Origin of the sequence: Pseudomonas sp. BW7P1, assembly GCF_024981055.1 — a bacterium.
GTDB lineage: Bacteria > Pseudomonadota > Gammaproteobacteria > Pseudomonadales > Pseudomonadaceae > Aquipseudomonas > Aquipseudomonas bananamidigenes.
The window spans coordinates 580,827-599,086 of sequence record NZ_CP103374.1 but is presented as its reverse complement, the minus strand read 5'-3'; the positions used below and the strand labels follow the sequence as shown (position 1 = coordinate 599,086).

General features: G+C 61.3%; 12 protein-coding genes. 7 read left to right on the top strand and 5 right to left on the bottom strand.

All coding sequences use genetic code 11. The annotated features are described in order from the left end of the window. Positions 1–116: 116 nt before the first annotated feature. The 3 genes from NWV16_RS02700 to NWV16_RS02690 form a co-directional block, all read right to left on the bottom strand. Positions 117–1,481 carry a DUF3999 domain-containing protein gene (locus NWV16_RS02700; RefSeq protein WP_260521869.1) on the bottom strand — a complete coding sequence of 455 codons (1,365 nt, stop codon included), beginning with the start codon at positions 1,479–1,481 and terminating at the stop codon, positions 117–119. After that, positions 1,478–5,065: a DUF2339 domain-containing protein gene (locus NWV16_RS02695; protein ID WP_260521868.1), complete on the bottom strand. Its 3,588-nt coding sequence runs from the start codon at positions 5,063–5,065 to the stop codon at positions 1,478–1,480. The genes NWV16_RS02700 and NWV16_RS02695 overlap by 4 nt, the downstream gene beginning before the upstream one ends. 102 nt (positions 5,066–5,167) lie before the next feature. Then, positions 5,168–7,618: a glycogen/starch/alpha-glucan phosphorylase gene (locus tag NWV16_RS02690; protein ID WP_260521867.1), complete on the bottom strand. Its 2,451-nt coding sequence runs from the start codon at positions 7,616–7,618 to the stop codon at positions 5,168–5,170. A 257-nt stretch (positions 7,619–7,875) separates the two neighbouring features. Between NWV16_RS02690 and NWV16_RS02685 the strand changes: the two genes are divergently transcribed. Next, complete coding sequence (locus tag NWV16_RS02685) at positions 7,876–8,313, top strand: YkgJ family cysteine cluster protein (RefSeq protein ID WP_260521866.1); 438 nt, start codon at positions 7,876–7,878, stop codon at positions 8,311–8,313. Positions 8,314–8,530: 217 nt separating this feature from the next. Here NWV16_RS02685 and typA read toward each other — a convergent pair whose 3' ends face one another. Both typA and thiI read right to left on the bottom strand, forming a co-directional pair. Next, positions 8,531–10,351, bottom strand: a complete 1,821-nt coding sequence (gene typA / locus NWV16_RS02680; protein WP_260521865.1) for a translational GTPase TypA — start codon at positions 10,349–10,351, stop codon at positions 8,531–8,533. Between the two features lie 139 nt (positions 10,352–10,490). After that, complete coding sequence (gene thiI / locus NWV16_RS02675; RefSeq protein WP_260521864.1) at positions 10,491–11,945, bottom strand: tRNA uracil 4-sulfurtransferase ThiI; 1,455 nt, start codon at positions 11,943–11,945, stop codon at positions 10,491–10,493. Between the two features lie 327 nt (positions 11,946–12,272). Here thiI and glnA point away from each other — a divergent pair, with 327 nt between their 5' ends. The 6 genes from glnA (at position 12,273) to ntrC (ending at position 18,188) form a co-directional block, all read left to right on the top strand. Beyond that, positions 12,273–13,679 carry a glutamate--ammonia ligase gene (gene glnA / locus NWV16_RS02670; protein ID WP_260521863.1) on the top strand — a complete coding sequence of 469 codons (1,407 nt, stop codon included), beginning with the start codon at positions 12,273–12,275 and terminating at the stop codon, positions 13,677–13,679. A 181-nt stretch (positions 13,680–13,860) separates the two neighbouring features. Beyond that, on the top strand, positions 13,861–14,283 hold the full coding sequence (locus tag NWV16_RS02665) for a cupin domain-containing protein (protein ID WP_260521862.1): 423 nt from the start codon (positions 13,861–13,863) through the stop codon (positions 14,281–14,283). 25 nt (positions 14,284–14,308) lie between these two features. Continuing rightward, on the top strand, positions 14,309–14,818 hold the full coding sequence (locus NWV16_RS02660) for a DUF4124 domain-containing protein (RefSeq protein WP_260521861.1): 510 nt from the start codon (positions 14,309–14,311) through the stop codon (positions 14,816–14,818). Further along, the gene (locus tag NWV16_RS02655) at positions 14,815–15,438 is read left to right on the top strand and encodes a DUF4124 domain-containing protein (RefSeq protein ID WP_260521860.1); all 624 of its coding nucleotides are present in this window, start codon (positions 14,815–14,817) and stop codon (positions 15,436–15,438) included. Before NWV16_RS02660 ends, NWV16_RS02655 begins: the two co-directional genes overlap by 4 nt. A gap of 231 nt (positions 15,439–15,669) precedes the next feature. Then, positions 15,670–16,755 carry a nitrogen regulation protein NR(II) gene (gene glnL, locus NWV16_RS02650; protein WP_260521859.1) on the top strand — a complete coding sequence of 362 codons (1,086 nt, stop codon included), beginning with the start codon at positions 15,670–15,672 and terminating at the stop codon, positions 16,753–16,755. Beyond that, positions 16,752–18,188 carry a nitrogen regulation protein NR(I) gene (gene ntrC, locus NWV16_RS02645; RefSeq protein WP_065261568.1) on the top strand — a complete coding sequence of 479 codons (1,437 nt, stop codon included), beginning with the start codon at positions 16,752–16,754 and terminating at the stop codon, positions 18,186–18,188. The genes glnL and ntrC overlap by 4 nt, the downstream gene beginning before the upstream one ends. Positions 18,189–18,260 lie beyond the last annotated feature (72 nt).

Sequence of the window (18,260 nt, the reverse complement as noted above, 5' to 3'; positions counted from 1 at the left end):
GGTAACGTGCGTCGAGTGCAATTCCTGCTATCAGACGTGATCGGACCGGGAGAGTTCAGGCACGGTTTTCAGCGTAGTCGCAAACCCGACGGGTGTAGCGGCCACACCCGTCCGATTCAGGATTTGGCCGGTGGTTTGCGCAGCAGACTGAACGCCATCGCCGCCAGAAACAGCACGCTGAGGAGCAGCACCGCCCACAGGCCGAATTTCTTCCAGTTGGTGTCCGTCGTGGCCGAGGTGGTAGTCGTCGTTGTCCGGGTTGCCACCGCTTCACCTTGCACCGTGGCCTTGCCCAATGTGGCCAGTTTCTCCGGTTTGAAATCGGGGATCAGCGTGCTCAGCGGCAAATTCGCCGTTCTCACCGTCGGATTGCCCAAGGCCAGGCTGTAAGGCCCGTCACCGCGGGCGAGGAAGATCACCTGAGTGGCGCGCACCGCGTACCTGAGGCTCGGGGCCTGTTCGCCGAGACCGCCGCCGCGTTCGTCGACCGTCATTTTCAACTGCTGTACGGTCTGCCCGTAGAGCTGCAATTCGTTCTGCACCACGTCCTGGCCATTCTGGGTCAGGCGATAAAGCAGACCACTGCTCATCGTCTGCCACGGCAGACTGGTTTCGCGGCGTCCCGACAGCGTCACCGGCGCCAGGCTGTTGGGCTGTTTCAACTCGACCTGAACCCGTTCGACATTCAGCCCCATCGGCAGCTGCCAGGTGTATTCACCGGTCCTGGTGCTGCTGCCGGCCAGCGCCGGTGACCAGACCAGCGGCAACGGCAGGTTTTGCGGGTCGCTGCTTTTCAGTTGCGCCGAGGTCAGCGTTGGTGCCGCATTGGGCGAATCCCACAGCAGGCGCAGATAACGCGCCGATTGCCCCGGCAGCGCGACTTCATGCTGTTCGATGCGCTCATCGGAAAAGGTCAGGCGTGCAATCTGGCCTTCACCCCATGGTTGCCAGTGCTGCAAGTCGTCGCTGGCCTCGATGCTGAATCGCTGGAAGCCATCCCGCTCGCTGGTCCAGTCGAGGATCAGTTGCTGCAACGGCGCCTTGATTGCACTGGCATCCAGCAACCAGCCGCGCAGCACCTCTTCCCCCGCTTCCAGCTGGCTGGATGGCTGCACTTCCACCAGCGTGCCGGTGGTGGTCGACTGAACCCGCACACTCGGAGCACGTTCTGTGGCATCCGCCGAGTTGTACAGCGGGAACCACTTCACCGCGTTCAAGCGACCGTCGTCGCGGATCTGCGCCGATTCTCGGGCCAGCGCATAGGCCTGCGGTTCACCTGCGGCGTTGAACACCCGCAGATCGCTGAGATCGGTCTGACGCGCCTGCAACTGCACGTTCAGCGGCAGTTCGAGGCGATACCACGGACCCGCGCCAGTGACCGACAACGGCACCTGCGCCGCAAAGTCCGCCGGTTTTTCCTGGCCGACGGCCGTCATGGCCACACTCAGCAACAGCCACCCCAGATTCAATAAGCGACTCAAGACGACACTCCTTCGGTTTCCGGGGCCGGTTTGTCCGCCTCCGGTGCAGCTTCGACGCGTTTGGGCGGCAGCGGCGCGAAATAACCCACCACCAGCAGCAACACGCCGACGCCGATAAACGAGACGATCCGGGCCAGACCGCCACGGTTGCTCAACTCGACAAAAATCAGTTTGGCCACCACCAGCGCAATCAGCGCCGCACCGATCAGCCACACTTCGCGGCGATGGCGCAGGTGCCCGCCGATCATCAGCCCCAGCGCCATCAGCGTCCAGACGATGGACAATCCGGCCTGTACCAGCATCGATTCGAGCAACAGATCCAGCTCGAACGGGATTCCCGCCCAATGATGCGCGGCGCGGGTCACCAGCGCGGTGCAGAAGGCGAACAGCGAAACACCGGCGATCAGTTGCGAGGCATGAGCGGCGTAATTCTTGCGGATCGACAGCTCGGTCACCGCGCTGCGTGACCAGACATAAACGCTGAACAACGCGATCAGCAGCCCCAGCTCCAGGGGGTTGATCAGCGGCACGTAGGGCAGCGGCTCGGCATTGCCGTCGCTGACACCGTTCGCCAGCCAGAACCAGATCAGCATCAACAGCGCCAGCGGCGCCGCCGCGTACAAGCGGTACTCGCGAGCGAACGCCGCCACCGGCCACGGCCAGTTGCGCGGCGCGGCCATCAGCAACAGATACACGCTCGGCAGAATCGCCCAGCCCAGCCAGCGCCAGGCGTTGTATTGCTCGGACAACAGCAGCAGGCCATAGCGCAACTCCAGCGCCAGCACGCCGATCAGCAACCAGCAGCCGAGCACATGGGCTGTGCTCAAGGCCCGCGCCGGCAACATCGACGCCAGACGCCGCAGGCTGAAGAAATGCACCGCGAACACTGCCGCCCACGCCAGCCAGCCGACGTTGGCCGCCGGGTGATAACGCGAGTGCCACGCGGCGAGCAACACCAGCCCGGCCGCCGGAATCAGCAAGGTGCAGAGCAACCCGAGCGACGGCCATTTCAGGCGCGATGCCAACAGCGTCCACAAGGCGACACTCAGCGCGGCGACCAGCAGCAATAACGTCGCCTGCAGATTCAGCGGCGCAAAACGCAGCACCTCACTGACCCACGCCAGCGCCCACCAACCGGCACCCCACACCAGCAGCACTTCGGACAGTCGCTGCAAACTCAGCACATCGAACGCCGAAGCATGATTGCCCAGTTGCAGGCGCCACGCACCGATCATCGCTGCCAGCCCAAGCACCAATGGCGTCCAGAATCCACCATGACCCAGCGGCCGCAGACCTTCACTGGACAAAGGCCCGAGCAGTTCGGGCCCGGCCAGCAAGAACGCCGCGCCGCCGATCAACTGCAACAACAGACCGAAGACAAAACTCACGCGCTGCTTGAGGTACAGACTGAGCCAGATAATCAGCAAGCCACTGGCTGCCCACACCGCACTCGCCGTCTGCCACGGCAGCACGAACAACACCGCCAGATTGATCAGCACCAGCCCCGCCAGCAGCACCACCGACAAGCCGCGCAGCAGCCGCACATCGCTGCGCACCATCTCGTCACGCGCCGCCAGCAACATGCCGGCGATCAGTGCCAGACCGATCAGCGATGCGCTGAGCAAACCACTCCAGCCGGCGCTGAACACCGCCGCCGAATCCTCGCCCGCCCCTTGCAGGCGCAACAGGAACAACGCACCACCCAGCAGTTGCACGGCAAATGCGGTGAACAGGAACGTGCGCGATTGCAGGCGCAAGCCGGCGAACAGCGTCACCAGACCGGCCAAGGCCCAACTGATTGCCGTGCCATGGGTGAAGAAAAACAGCGGCGCCAACAGATAGAGGAAAGTCAGACCAAGACTCGCCAACACCGGCAGGCCCTGGCGCTCCCACGCCGCGGTGTGGTCCACCGAGGCTTTGCGCAACTGATGGAAACTGAACAGCAGCGCGATACCAAGCATCAGCGCGCCCAGCGGTGCTCCGTCGAGCAGGCTGCTTTCGCCGACGCGCAATTGACCGAGAAACGCAAGCGCCGAGCCCAGTTGCAGTAACAAAGCAAAGACTCGGGCGAACGGGCGATGTTGACGCAAGCCAAGCCAGAAAATCCCCGCGCCCTCCACCGCCCAGGCCGCAGAGGTCCAGCGCGCATCCAGCCCCAGCGGAATCGCCAGGCTGGCGAAAATCACCCCGAGCGCCAGGCAGGTTTCGCCCAGCAACAAGGCGCGACCGCCCATCAACAATCGAGCCAGGGTCATGTAAATCATGCCCAGCGCCAATGCGCTGAACGCGGCGGCAAATTCCAGATGCTGCACCAGCGCGAATTGCAGGCCGAAACCCACCAGCGGCGGACCGAACAGCAGGGTGCCGTCGACGTAGTCGCCCTTGCGCGCCGACCAATGCAGCAGCGCCTCACGGTCGCCGTCTGCCGGGGCGTCCGGCATGTCCAGCAACTTGCGTCGGGCGAACAACAAGCCGATGGCCAAGTACATCAGGAAGAACAGAATCAGGAACGGCTCGGTGCTCCACAACAGCTCCGGCGCATACGAACGCACCCCCCAGGCGAAACCGATGCCGAAAGTGCCGGCGAAACCGATCAGGTTGAGCAGACGCCAGGCCTTGAACCAGGCGATGGCGAGAATGCCGGCATTGAGCAACGCGAAATAGCTGAACAGCGCGACATGGTTGCCGGCGCCGGTGGAGGTCAGGATCGGTGCGGCGAAACCGCCCAATGCGGCGGCGCAGGCCAGGGCCAGAGAATCCTGGGTGATCGCCAGGATCGCCGAAAACACCGTCACGGCCACCAGCAAACCCAGGGCGGCGGATGGATCGAGCAGCGGATGCAGGCGCATCGCTGCGAAGACCGTCAGGTACAACACCGCAATCCCGGTGCCCTGCAACATCAGTGCATAACTGCTGTTGCGATGGCGCAGCCACCAGCCCAACGCCAGCAGTCCCAGTGCGGCTGCGGCAACTCCGGCGTAGCGCATTTCGATCGGCACCACCATGCCTTCGGTGGCGTAACGCAGCAGGAACGCCAAGCCGAAGAACAACAGCACCACACCCACCCGCAGCACGGTGTTGCCACCGAACAGCCAGTTGCGCGCAGCGCTGATGCCACGCTCGATGAGGTTCGGGCCACGGGGTTCGGCGGGCGGTTGTGGTTCAGGCGTGACGGCGTCGAGTTGCCAGACATCGGCCGGCAACGGTTGATGGGTTTCGCGGGCCTCGGCAGCGACCGGTTCGAGTTCGGGCGGCAGTTCCCAGACCAGCTCGGGTACTGCGGCGGGGGCTTCTTCGGTCACCCGGAGCGGTTCGACAGCGGTCTCTGGAGCGGGCTCGACGCCCGGTGAGGTGTCCCGCACGCCGGCGCCTTCGAGCAGAAACAAACGCTGCTCGACAGCCTGCAAGGCGATTTTCGCCTGTTCAAGTTGAACCTTGTGTTCGGCACTCTGCGAACCAAGCCGGGCGATCCGGATCGTCTGGCCGATCACCAGGCCCAGCAGCGCGCCCAACAGCGCAGAACTGAACGACTCGTCGAGCAGCCAACCGAGCAGCAGCCCGATCAACATGAACATCCATTGCATGGTCGATATCCCTGAGCAGCCCCGGAACGGGGCGAAATCAGGGCTCAGTATATCGGCCCGGCCCAACGAGCGTGGGGCCGGGCGCACATTTGTCGCTAAAAGTTACTCCAGTGCCTTCCAGATATCCGTGGCGTACTCGCGAATCGTCCGGTCCGACGAGAACCAGCCCATCCGCGCGGTGTTCAGCACAGCCGAACGCCACCAGTTGTTCGAGTCGTGCCAGAGCGCATCGACGCGCATCTGCGCTTCCCAGTACGCATCGAAGTCGGCGCAGACCAGGAAGCGGTCGTAGTCCATCAGCGAATCGATCAGCCCGGTGTAGCGCGAGGTGTCATCCGGCGAGAACACACCACTGCGAATCGCCTGCAATACATCGCTCAGACGGTGAGAGGCGGCGATGTCCGGCGCGGCACTGAACTCGTGGTTCTGCTTGCGCGCTTCGACCTGCTGGGCACTCAGGCCGAAAATGAACATGTGCTCGGCACCGATGCGCTCGCACATTTCCACGTTGGCACCGTCGAGGGTGCCGATGGTCAGCGCGCCGTTGAGGCCGAACTTCATGTTGCTGGTACCCGACGCCTCGAAACCGGCGGTGGAGATCTGCTCCGAGAGATCCGCCGCCGGAATGATGCTCTCCGCCAGGCTGACGTTGTAGTTGGGCAGGAACACCACCTTCAGCAGGCCGCGCACGGTCGGGTCGTTGTTCACCACCCGGGCAATGTCGTTGGTCAGTTTGATGATCAGCTTGGCCTGGTGATAACTGGCCGCCGCCTTGCCGGCGAAGATTTTCACCCGCGGCACCCAGTCGGTTTCCGGCTGGGCGCGAATCGCCTGATACAGCGCGACCGTATGCATCAGGTTGAGCAACTGACGCTTGTATTCGTGGATCCGCTTGACCTGCACGTCGAACATCGCCGCCGGATTGACTGCGATCCCCAGCCGTTCGTGAATCAGATAGGCCAGCGCTTTTTTGCTGTGCAGCCGTTGCTCGGCGAAGGCCTTGCGGAAGGCCGCTTTTTCGGCGAACGGTTCAAGATCCAGCAAACGCTCTTCGGGGTTGTCCAGCACATCCGGGCCGAGGGCATCGACCAGCATCGACGTCAGCTCCGGGTTGGCCTGGTACAGCCAGCGGCGGAAGGTGATGCCGTTGGTCTTGTTGTTGATCCGCTCCGGATACAGCTTGTGCAGTTCGGCAAACACGGTCTTGCGCATCAGTTGCGTGTGCAGGCCCGACACGCCGTTGACGCTGTGGGAACCGAGGAACGCGAGGTTGCCCATGCGCACCCGACGGCCGTTGTCTTCCTCGATCAGCGAAACCGCCCGCAACACGTCGAAATCGTGAATGCCTTTGGCCCGCAGCGAATCGATGTGCTGGGCGTTGATCAAATAAATGATCTGCATGTGCCGCGGCAGCATGCGCTCCATCAGCCCTACCGGCCAGGTTTCCAGTGCTTCTGGCAGCAGCGTGTGGTTGGTGTACGACAGCGTATCGACGGTGACTTGCCACGCCGCATCCCAGGCCACGTCGTAGACATCCACCAGCAGCCGCATCAGTTCGGCGACGGCAATCGAAGGGTGAGTGTCGTTGAGCTGGATCGACGCGTGATCGCCAAGGGTCAGCACCGAGGTGTGCATGTTGCGATGACGGCGCAGCAGATCCTGAAGCGACGCGGCGACGAAAAAGTATTCCTGACGCAGGCGCAGCTCCTGCCCGGCCTCGGTGCTGTCCGCCGGATAAAGCACGCGGGAGATGCTTTCGGCGCGCGCCACCTCGGCCACGGCACCCAAATGGTCACCGGCGTTGAAGCGCTCCAGGTGCAGATCTTCCATCGCCCGGGCCCGCCACAGGCGCAAGGTGTTGACGCTCGCCCCGCGCCAGCCGACCACCGGGGTGTCGTAGGCAATCGCCCGCACGGTTTCGGCCGGCTGCCAGACCTGTTTGCTCTTGCCGGTGACATCGGTGACGGTTTCGACGCTGCCGCCGAAGCCAATGGTATAGACGACCTCCGGCCGTTCGAACTCCCACGGGTTGCCGAAATCCAGCCAGTGCTCGGTCTGCTCCTGCTGCCAGCCGTCGACGATGGCCTGGCGGAACAGGCCGTGCTCATACCGAATGCCGTAGCCGTGGCCGGCGATGCCGAGAGTCGACATGCTTTCCATGAAGCACGCCGCCAGCCGTCCCAGGCCGCCGTTGCCCAGCGCGGCGTCGGGCTCCAGCAGGCGGATGCGCTCCAGATCCACGCCCAGCTCGGTCAGCGCCTCGCGAGCGACGTCAAGCAAGCCCAGATTGCTCAGGCTGTCGTACAGCAAACGGCCGATGAGAAACTCCAGCGAGAGGTAATACACCCGCTTCTGCCCTTTGCGGTAGATCTGTCGGGTGTGATCCATCCAGTGCTCGACCATGTGATCGCGCGCCGCCAGGGCGATGGCTTCGAACCAGTCATGGTCGAAGGCGTGATCCGGGTCTTTGCCCACCGCGTAGGTGAGCTTGGTCAGGACGGCGTCGCGGAATGCGGCCACCTCTGCTTCGCGAACTAGTGGTTCTTGAGTCATCGATAGGACCTCGAGCAAGCGGGGAATTGTCAGAGCCTAGACGGTCTGACCGACGGTAGCGGCTCTGGTTCGGCAGTTTTTCCTGAGAGTGAGCGTTCGTCCGGCAATACCCTGGCGAATGCCTGAATGAATGCAGGGGCCATGCCGAATTGTCGGCTTCGGTGATGACAGAAAGAAAAAACCGGCGAAAGGTTGTTCAAAAATCCACCCGTCCCGGTATGATCGCGCGCCCTGACGCACACGCCTGGTAAACCCCGATGATGAAGCCCAACCTGATCGCCGCCGCCGAGATCGACCGCCTCGAAACCTGGGCCAAATACTCGGCCCCGATGTGCGGCTCGTGCGTTTCCAGCTGCTGCACACTGCCGGTCGAGGTCAAGATAAAGGACCTGGTGCGCATCGGCGTGGTCGACGAGTTCGAACTGGGCGAGCCGCCGAAAAACATCGCCAAACGCCTGCAAAAGGAAGGTCTGGTGGAGCGCTTCAACCAGAAGTCGGGGATCTTCACCCTGCAGCGCATGAGCAACAACGATTGCTACTACCTGGATCGCAAGAGCCGGCTGTGCACCATTTATGACAAGCGCCCGGATACCTGCCGCAACCACCCGAAAATCGGCCCGCGCCCGGGGTATTGCGCGTACAAGCCGAAGGAAGTGGAGCGGGTGCAGAATTCGCGGTCGATCGAGAAGTTCTGATCGGCCCTGAGATGTCCGGCGACTGATCGGCCGCCTTCGCTGGCAAGCCAGCTCCCACAGTGATTTTTGCTGTACGCAAACTTCAGATACGACTCATGACACTGTGGGAGCGGGCTTGCCCGCGATAGCGCCGGGACACATACCACGCAAAGCCCGGACAAACAAAAACGCCCCCGGTCTCTCGACCGGGGGCGTTTTTTTCATGCCTGGCTAAAGCTTATGCCTTGGCTTTCTTGGCAGCGCGGGTGCGCTCGCCTTCGTCCAGGATCTTCTTGCGCAGACGGATGGACTTCGGCGTCACTTCGCACAGCTCGTCATCCTGGATGAATTCCAGAGCCTGTTCCAGGGTGAAGCGGACAGGTGGAACCAGGGCGATGGTTTCGTCTTTACCCGAAGCACGCATGTTGTCGAGCTTCTTGCCCTTGGTAGGGTTGACGCCCAGGTCGTTGTCACGGCTGTTCAGACCCACGATCTGACCGTTGTAGATCTCCTGGCCGTGTTCCACGAACAGCTTGCCACGCGCCTGCAGGGTTTCCAGGGAGTAGGTCAGCGCCTTGCCGGTTTCAACCGATACCAGAACACCGTTCTGACGGCCGGACATGTGGCCGGACTTCATGGTGTCGTAACGATCGAAGATCGAGGTCAGGATGCCTGCGCCGTTGGTCAGAGTCAGGAACTGGTTACGGAAACCGATCAGACCGCGAGCCGGGATGTTGTACTCCAGGCGCACACGGCCCTTGCCATCCGGGGACATGTTGGTCAGGTCGCCTTTACGCAGACCCATCTCTTCCATGACCTTGCCCTGGGATTCTTCAGGGATGTCGATGGTCACGTTTTCGAACGGTTCCTGCTTCACGCCGCCCACTTCGCGGATGATCACTTCAGGACGGCCCACAGCCATCTCGAAGCCTTCGCGACGCATGGTTTCGATCAGTACCGACAGGTGCAGCTCACCACGACCGGATACCTTGAACTTGTCGGCGGAGTCGCCTTCTTCGACTTTCAGGGCAACGTTGTACAGCAGCTCTTTGTCCAGACGTTCCTTGATGTTGCGGGAAGTCACGAACTTGCCTTCTTTACCGCAGAACGGCGAGTCGTTGACCTGGAAGGTCATGGAAACGGTCGGCTCGTCGACGGTCAACGGCTTCATCGCTTCGACAGTGTTCATGTCGCACAGGGTGTCGGAGATGAACAGCTCGTCGAAACCGCTGATGCAGACGATGTCGCCGGCCTGGGCTTCTTCGACGTCAACGCGGTGCAGACCGTGGTGACCCATCAGCTTCAGGATACGACCGTTGCGGCGCTTGCCTTCGGTGTCGATGGCGACGACCGGAGTGTTCGGCTTGATGCGACCACGGGCGATACGGCCAACACCGATCACACCCAGGAAGCTGTTGTAGTCCAGTGCGGAGATCTGCATCTGGAACGGACCGTCACGGTCAACGGCCGGCGCTGGAACGTTGTCGATGATCGACTGGTACAGCGGGGTCATGTCTTCGGCCATGTCGGTGTGGTCCAGACCGGCGATGCCGTTCAGGGCCGAGGCGTAGACGACTTTGAAGTCCAGCTGTTCGTCGGTGGCACCCAGGTTGTCGAACAGGTCGAAGATCTGGTCCAGAACCCAGTCAGGACGCGCGCCCGGACGGTCGACCTTGTTGATCACGACGATCGGCTTCAGACCGGCTTCGAACGCCTTCTTGGTCACGAAACGGGTTTGCGGCATAGGGCCGTCCTGGGCGTCGACCAGCAGCAGCACGGAGTCGACCATGGACATGACGCGCTCTACTTCGCCGCCGAAGTCGGCGTGGCCCGGGGTGTCCACGATGTTGATGTGGTAGCCGTTCCAGTTGATGGCGGTGTTTTTCGCCAGAATGGTAATGCCGCGCTCTTTTTCCTGGTCGTTGGAGTCCATCACGCGCTCGTCGTTGAGCTCGTTGCGCTCCAGGGTGCCGGATTGACGCAGGAGTTTGTCTACCAGGGTGGTTTTACCGTGGTCAACGTGGGCAATGATGGCGATGTTACGTAGATTTTCGATCACTTGTGTATCTCGATCAGAGGATTCGGTTTGCTGACAAGTCATGGCAGCGATTGGCAGTAGTGTCCGGCATGGCCGTTACAGCTTGACGGCAGTGTCGGGGGGCCGGTGACGCAGGCCACAGGCAAACAGCCCCGGGCACTTAGCTCGGTCGATAAACGCGCACATTGGCATGCCCCTCACTGAGCAGATGATGGGCATGCAGGCGACTCATCACGCCTTTGTCGCAATACAGCAGGTACTGGCGAGTCGGATCCAGTTCCTTGAAACGAGCGTTCACTGCGTAGAACGGCATCGTCTGTACCTCTATGCCGGCGAGTTCCAGCGGATCATCCTCGGCAGCATCCGGGTGACGGATGTCGATGACGATCTGACCGGCCAGCGCCTCGCTGACTTCTTCGATTTGCAAATCCTGGCCCAATTCGTCGATCACCCGATCGATCGGCACCAGTCTGGCGTTTGCGAGCGCACGCTCGAGCACCGCCATATCGAATTCCTGCTCTTCGTGCTCGACCCGGCCACGCTTGGCGGCGGTCTTCGGGTTGACCGAGATGACGCCGCAGTACTCCGGCATGTGCCGGGCGAAGTCACCGGTACCAATCCGGTCGGCCGTGTCGATGATGTCCTGCTTGTGGGCGACGATCAGCGGACGCAGGACCAGCTTGTCCGTGACGCAATCGATGACCGACAGGTTCGGCAACGTCTGGCTCGACACCTGGGAAATCGCTTCACCGGTGACCAGCGCATCAATGTGCAGGCGTTCGGCAATGCTCGACGCTGCGCGCAACATCATACGCTTCAATACGACGCCCATATGACTGTCGTCGACCTTGCCGAGAATTTCGCCCAGCACTTCTTCGAACGGGACACTGACAAATAGCACGCGTTGCGAGCTGCCGTACTTCTTCCAGATGAAATGCGCGACTTCCATCACGCCCAGCTCGTGGGCACGACCGCCCAGATTGAAGAAGCAGAAGTGCGTCATCAGGCCGCGGCGCAGGATCTGGTACGCAGCAACCGTCGAGTCAAAGCCGCCGGACATCAATACCAGCGTCTGCTCCAGCGCACCGAGCGGGTAGCCGCCGATGCCATTGTGCTGGCTGTGGATCACGAACAACCGTTTGTCGCGAACTTCGATACGGACTTCGATTTCCGGCGCTTTCAGGTCGATCCCGGCGGCTCCGCATTCACGGCGCAGCTTGCTGCCGACGTATTTTTCGACATCCATCGAGCTGAACGAATGCTTGCCCGCACGCTTGCAGCGCACCGAGAAAATCTTCCCGGCCAGCAAGTCACCGAAGTGCTGCTTGCACTTTTCGGTGATGTCGTCGAAGTCACCTAGCGGGTACTCGTCGATCTGCAGAAAGTGCGCGATGCCCGGCATGCAGGTCAGGCGCTCACCCATTTCTTTCAGGGCCCTGGGATCGGTGACGCGGGTTTCCAGCTCGAGATTGTCCCATACGCCGTTCACCACCACGGCCGGATCCAGGTCACGGAGCACGGTGCGAATGTTCTTGGCCAGCTGGCGGATGAACTTCGTCCGGACAGGTCGGCTTTTGATGGTGATCTCGGGGAAGACTTTAACGATTAGTTTCATGAAAACAGCGCGCGCTGGGCCAGCCGAAAAAGGGGGGCGCGGATTATAGCGGAAATTGCTCAAGGTTTAACCAGTTAATGTGCAGAAGGTTTTTCATGCACCAAAACAGGTCATTTTCGAATCAAGGCGCTACATTAAAGGGCGAGATTTTTACCGTTTGTGCATTTTGCACCCTTATAAGCGTGAATTTGGGGCAGAAAACCCATGCTGGGGCACTGGCATGCAATTTGCTCCCTTGTGAGGCAGGTTGCCTTGGCAGATATTCGCGCCGGCATCACCAACATTTAAGGGCATCCACTACCAGCCCTAAGCCACCCGGAGGACACTATGTCGAAGTCGGTTCAACTCATCAAAGATCATGACGTCAAGTGGATTGATCTGCGCTTCACGGACACCAAAGGCACTCAGCACCACGTGACCATGCCGGCTCGCGATGCGCTGGAAGACGACTTCTTCGAAGCGGGCAAGATGTTCGACGGTTCCTCCATCTCTGGCTGGAAAGGCATCGAAGCCTCCGACATGATCCTGATGCCGGACGACGAAACCGCCGTTCTGGACCCGTTCACCGAAGAACCGACCCTGATCCTGGTGTGCGACATCATCGAGCCTTCGACCATGCAGGGCTACGACCGCGACCCACGCGCCATCGCCCGTCGCGCCGAGGAATACCTGAAGACCACCGGTATCGGTGACACCGTATTCGCCGGTCCCGAGCCTGAGTTCTTCATCTTCGACGAAGTGAAGTTCAAGTCCGACATCTCCGGCTCGATGTTCAAGATCTACTCCGAGCAAGGCTCGTGGATGTCCGACCAGGACGTGGAAGGCGGCAACAAGGGCCACCGTCCAGGTATCAAGGGCGGCTACTTCCCGGTTCCGCCGTTCGACCACGACCACGAAATCCGTACCGCCATGTGCAACGCACTGGAAGAGATGGGTCAGACCGTTGAAGTTCACCACCACGAAGTGGCAACCGCCGGTCAAAACGAAATTGGTGTCAAGTTCAACACCCTGGTGAAGAAAGCTGACGAAGTTCAGACTCTGAAATACGTTGTACACAACGTGGCCGATGCCTACGGCCGCACTGCGACCTTCATGCCGAAGCCACTGTACGGTGACAACGGTTCGGGTATGCACGTGCACATGTCCATCGCCAAAGACGGCAAGAACACCTTCGCTGGCGAAGGCTATGCCGGTCTGTCCGAAACCGCCCTGTACTTCATCGGCGGCATCATCAAGCACGGTAAGGCCCTGAACGGCTTCACCAACCCGGCCACCAACTCCTACAAGCGTCTGGTGCCAGGTTTCGAAGCTCCGGTGATGCTGGCCTACTCGGCTCGCAACCGTTCCGCCTCGATCCGTATTCCTTACGTCAACAGCCCGCGCGGCCGTCGTATCGAAGCACGTTTCCCGGATCCGGCCGCCAACCCGTACCTGGCTTTCGCAGCGCTGCTGATGGCCGGTCTGGACGGCATCCAGAACAAGATCCACCCAGGCGACGCAGCAGACAAAAACCTGTACGACCTGCCGCCTGAAGAGGCGAAAGAGATTCCGCAGGTTTGCGGCAGCCTGAAAGAAGCCCTGGAAGAGCTGGACAAGGGCCGTGCGTTCCTGACCAAGGGCGGCGTGTTCTCCGATGACTTCATCGATGCCTACATCGCGCTGAAATCCGAAGAAGAAATCAAGGTCCGCACCTTCGTACACCCACTGGAATATGAGCTGTACTACAGCTGCTGATCCGGTAGCGCTGCGCTACGCAGCGTGACAAAAGAGAGGCCTCCTTCGGGAGGCCTTTTTTTTGGAAATTTCCGACAACTTTCATCCAGATATCCGAAAGCAACTGAAGCATCGTCCGGCATCAACCCCTTTGAGCGACCCGTAGCCTTTTCCCCCTTACGGCCACTCAAGGAATCAGACGATGAAACAATGCCTTTTCCAGATACTGCTTGCCATTCTGGCGACGCTGTCCATGCAAGGCTGCACCTCCCCCCGGGAACCCGGACAGATAGAGCGCAATCTTTTGCTTGAAAGCCGCACATCGTGGGACGGGACCGCCTACACGAACTACCCCGATGCCGCTCCCCGACTGTCGGTGCTCAAGCTCAACATCCCTGCCAACACGCCGCTCCAATGGCATACCCACCCCATTCCCAACGCCGCCTATATTCTCTCCGGCGAACTGACCATCGAACGCAGGGAAGATGGCCGCCGCAAACGATTCAAACAGGGAGAAGCCGTCGCCGAAATGGTCAACCGCAGTCATCGCGGCATCACTGGAAACGAACCCGTGGAGCTGGTTGTGTTCTATGCTGGCGGCGAGGGCATTCCATTGTCGGAGTGATATCCGCTGCTCACAGGACGTTCGAATGCGGCCACTGCTGATGATTCTGTCGTTGATTTGCGCGTACACCGCCTCCGCGCAGATCTACAAGTACACCGACGCCAACGGCAACACGGTGTACAGCGACCATTCGCCGGATGGCGTGAAAGCGCAGCCGGTTGAGCTGCCGCCACTCAACAGCGTCCAGCCCCAGGCTCCGGGTGCGCCGTCGTCGAACACAGACGGCCGCACACCTGTGCGCAATGCCTACGAAGTGCTGGAGCTGACCGGCCTGCCCACCGAAGAAGCCTTGCGCGCCAACAACGGCACGTTCACCGTCAGCGTGCTGATCAAACCGCGCCTGCAGGCACCTCATCAATTGCGCCTGCTGCTCGACGACGCGCCTTATGGCCAACCGAGCAACGTGCCGATCCTGCAACTGGTGAACGTCGACCGGGGCGAGCATCGGCTGGCGGTGCAGGTGATCGATGGCGCGGCGATCATTCAGCAAAGTCCTGCAGTGGTCTTTACCGTGCAGCGGGTACACAAACCATGACTCGCGGGTTGATCGCTGCATGTCTGGCGTTGCTCGCGTGTGGCGCCTCTGCCGAGGTCTTTACTTATGTCGACGCGCAGGGCAATCGGGTCTACACCGATCAACCGCGTGGCAACGCCAAGCGTGTGCCATTGGCCACCAGCAATCGCATGGCCTCGAACCCGACCGGGGCGGCGCCCGTCACTCCGGTGAAAAAAACCCCGGAACAACCGCTGTTTCGCTACGACATGCTGCGGGTGCTGGTGCCCGAACCGGACGCGACCCTTCGCAGCAGCGCCGGCGAGCTGATCGTCAGTGTCACCAGTGAACCCGGCCTGCAGAAGGGCCATCGCTATCGCCTGCTGCTGGATGGCCAGGCCACCGGCGAACCCGGTCTGAGCCCGGTATTCCCGCTGAGCAATATCGATCGTGGCAGCCATAACCTGTCGGTGGAGATCCTTGACGAACAGGATCGCATCGTCGAGCGCACCGCCAATCAGCCGTTCCACATGCAACGCATTTCGCTGGCGCAAAAACGTCAGGTCAAACCCTGCACGACCGACGACTACGGCGTGCGCCCGGAATGCCCGCTGAAAGACAAACCCGCCGAACCCAAAAATCCCTTCCTGCGTTTCTTCTAACGCCGTTCAGCTTTGCGCACTATATTGGTGCAACAGATTGCACCGTACCCACACAACATCCCATTTTGGTTCGAAAGTACCCGCCAGGGGCGGCCTGTCGCCACGCAAACGAGCGTCAAACGCCTGTTTCAGGGGATGAACGCTTCTTTTCGGAGCCTTGGTTTGGTTTTTGCATTTTCCTCGCACCGGCGCTTCGTTTCTTGCGCACGCCTTGCTCCAAAAGAGGTCCTGATGACCATAAGCGACGCACTCCACCGATTGCTGCTCGACAACCTGACCACCGCCACCATCCTGCTCGACGCCGAATTGCGCCTCGAGTACATGAACCCGGCGGCGGAGATGCTGCTGGCCATCAGCGGACAGCGCAGCCATGGCCAGTTCATCAGCGAGCTGTTCACCGAATCCACCGAAGCGCTCAATTCATTGCGCCAGGCGGTGGAACAGGCGCACCCCTTCACCAAGCGCGAAGCGATGCTCACCGCCCTCACCGGCCAGACCCTGACCGTGGACTACGCGGTGACACCGATCCTCAGCAACGGCGCGACTCTACTGTTGCTGGAAGTTCACCCGCGCGATCGCTTGCTGCGAATCACCAAGGAAGAGGCGCAACTGTCCAAACAGGAAACCAGCAAGATGCTGGTTCGCGGCCTTGCCCACGAGATCAAAAACCCGCTGGGGGGCATCCGTGGCGCCGCGCAACTGCTGGCCCGGGAACTGCCGGAAGACAGCCTGCGCGACTACACCAACGTGATCATCGAAGAGGCCGACCGCCTGCGCAATCTGGTCGACCGCATGCTGGGTTCGAACAAACTGCCGTCGCTGGCCTTGTGCAACGTTCACGAAGTACTGGAGCGTGTCTGCCAACTGGTCGAGGCCGAAAGCCAGGGTTGCATCACGCTGGTGCGCGATTACGACCCGAGCATTCCCGACGTGCTGATCGACCGCGAGCAAATGATTCAGGCGGTATTGAACATCGTCCGTAACGCGATGCAGGCGATCAGCAGCCAGAACGAGCTGCGCCTGGGCCGCATCAGCCTGCGCACCCGCACCATGCGCCAGTTCACCATCGGCCATGTCCGCCATCGTCTGGTGACCAAGATCGAGATCATCGACAACGGCCCGGGGATTCCAGCGGAACTCCAGGAAACCATTTTCTTTCCCATGGTCAGCGGACGTCCGGACGGTACCGGACTCGGCCTGGCCATCACCCAGAACATCATCAGCCAGCACCAGGGCCTGATCGAGTGCGAGAGCCATCCAGGCCACACCACGTTCTCGATCTTTCTGCCACTGGAACAAGGAGCCACATCGACATGAGCCGTAGTGAAACCGTGTGGATCGTCGATGACGACCGTTCTATCCGTTGGGTCCTGGAAAAAGCCCTGCAACAGGAAGGCATGACCACCCAGAGCTTCGACAGTGCCGATGGCGTGATGAGCCGCCTGGCCCGCCAGCAACCGGACGTGATCATCTCCGACATCCGCATGCCGGGTGCCAGCGGTCTTGACCTTCTGGCGCGGATTCGCGAGCAGCACCCTCGACTGCCGGTCATCATCATGACCGCTCACTCCGATCTGGACAGCGCTGTCGCCTCCTATCAGGGCGGCGCGTTCGAATACCTGCCCAAGCCGTTCGACGTCGACGAAGCGGTTTCGCTGGTCAAGCGCGCCAACCAGCACGCCCAGGAACAGCAAGGTCTGGAAGTGGTGCCGGCCCTGACCCGCACCCCGGAAATCATCGGCGAAGCGCCGGCGATGCAGGAAGTGTTTCGCGCCATCGGGCGCCTGAGCCACTCCAACATCACCGTGCTGATCAACGGCGAATCCGGCACCGGTAAAGAGCTGGTGGCCCATGCCCTGCACCGCCACAGCCCGCGTGCCGCCTCGCCATTCATTGCGCTGAACATGGCGGCGATCCCGAAGGACCTGATGGAGTCCGAGCTGTTCGGTCATGAGAAAGGCGCATTTACCGGCGCGGCCAACCTGCGGCGCGGTCGTTTCGAACAGGCGGATGGCGGCACGCTGTTCCTCGATGAAATCGGCGACATGCCGGCGGATACCCAGACCCGACTGTTGCGGGTGCTGGCCGACGGCGAGTTCTATCGCGTCGGCGGGCATGTGCCGGTCAAGGTCGATGTGCGGATCATTGCCGCGACCCACCAGAATCTGGAAACCCTGGTTCACGCCGGTAAATTCCGTGAAGACCTGTTCCACCGCCTCAACGTGATCCGCATCCATATTCCGCGCCTGTCGGACCGACGCGAAGACATCCCGACGCTGGCCAGACATTTCCTCAGCCGCGCCGCACAGGAACTGGCGGTCGAGCCGAAACTGCTGAAAAGCGAGACCGAGGAATACCTGAAGAACCTGCCGTGGCCGGGCAACGTGCGACAGCTGGAAAACACCTGTCGCTGGATCACCGTGATGGCGTCCGGACGTGAGGTGCACATCGGCGACCTGCCACCGGAACTGCTGAGCCTGCCGCAGGACTCGGCACCGGTGACCAACTGGGAACAGGCGCTGCGCCAGTGGGCCGACCAGGCCTTGGCACGGGGTCAGTCAAGCCTGCTCGACAGTGCAGTGCCAGCGTTCGAGCGGATCATGATCGAGACCGCGCTGAAGCACACCGCCGGTCGTCGTCGGGATGCCGCCGTGCTGCTGGGCTGGGGCCGCAACACCTTGACCCGCAAGATCAAGGAACTCGGCATGAAGGTCGATGGCGGGGATGACGACGAAGGTGAAGAAGGCTGACTGCACCGCCGCAAGGCACCGTGACCCTTAATCGGGCACGGCAGCCGGCTCGATCTGACGTCACAACACACT

What these genes read in the sequence shown, in the direction of transcription:
- NWV16_RS02695 (WP_260521868.1), bottom strand. Translation starts at nt 5,065, where the DNA reads ATGCAATGGATGTTCATGTTGATCGGGCTGCTGCTCGGTTGGCTGCTC.
- NWV16_RS02690 (WP_260521867.1), bottom strand. Translation starts at nt 7,618, where the DNA reads ATGACTCAAGAACCACTAGTTCGCGAAGCAGAGGTGGCCGCATTCCGC.
- NWV16_RS02685 (WP_260521866.1), top strand. Translation starts at nt 7,876, where the DNA reads ATGATGAAGCCCAACCTGATCGCCGCCGCCGAGATCGACCGCCTCGAA.
- thiI (WP_260521864.1), bottom strand. Translation starts at nt 11,945, where the DNA reads ATGAAACTAATCGTTAAAGTCTTCCCCGAGATCACCATCAAAAGCCGA.
- glnA (WP_260521863.1), top strand. Translation starts at nt 12,273, where the DNA reads ATGTCGAAGTCGGTTCAACTCATCAAAGATCATGACGTCAAGTGGATT.
- NWV16_RS02665 (WP_260521862.1), top strand. Translation starts at nt 13,861, where the DNA reads ATGAAACAATGCCTTTTCCAGATACTGCTTGCCATTCTGGCGACGCTG.
- NWV16_RS02660 (WP_260521861.1), top strand. Translation starts at nt 14,309, where the DNA reads ATGCGGCCACTGCTGATGATTCTGTCGTTGATTTGCGCGTACACCGCC.
- NWV16_RS02655 (WP_260521860.1), top strand. Translation starts at nt 14,815, where the DNA reads ATGACTCGCGGGTTGATCGCTGCATGTCTGGCGTTGCTCGCGTGTGGC.
- glnL (WP_260521859.1), top strand. Translation starts at nt 15,670, where the DNA reads ATGACCATAAGCGACGCACTCCACCGATTGCTGCTCGACAACCTGACC.
- ntrC (WP_065261568.1), top strand. Translation starts at nt 16,752, where the DNA reads ATGAGCCGTAGTGAAACCGTGTGGATCGTCGATGACGACCGTTCTATC.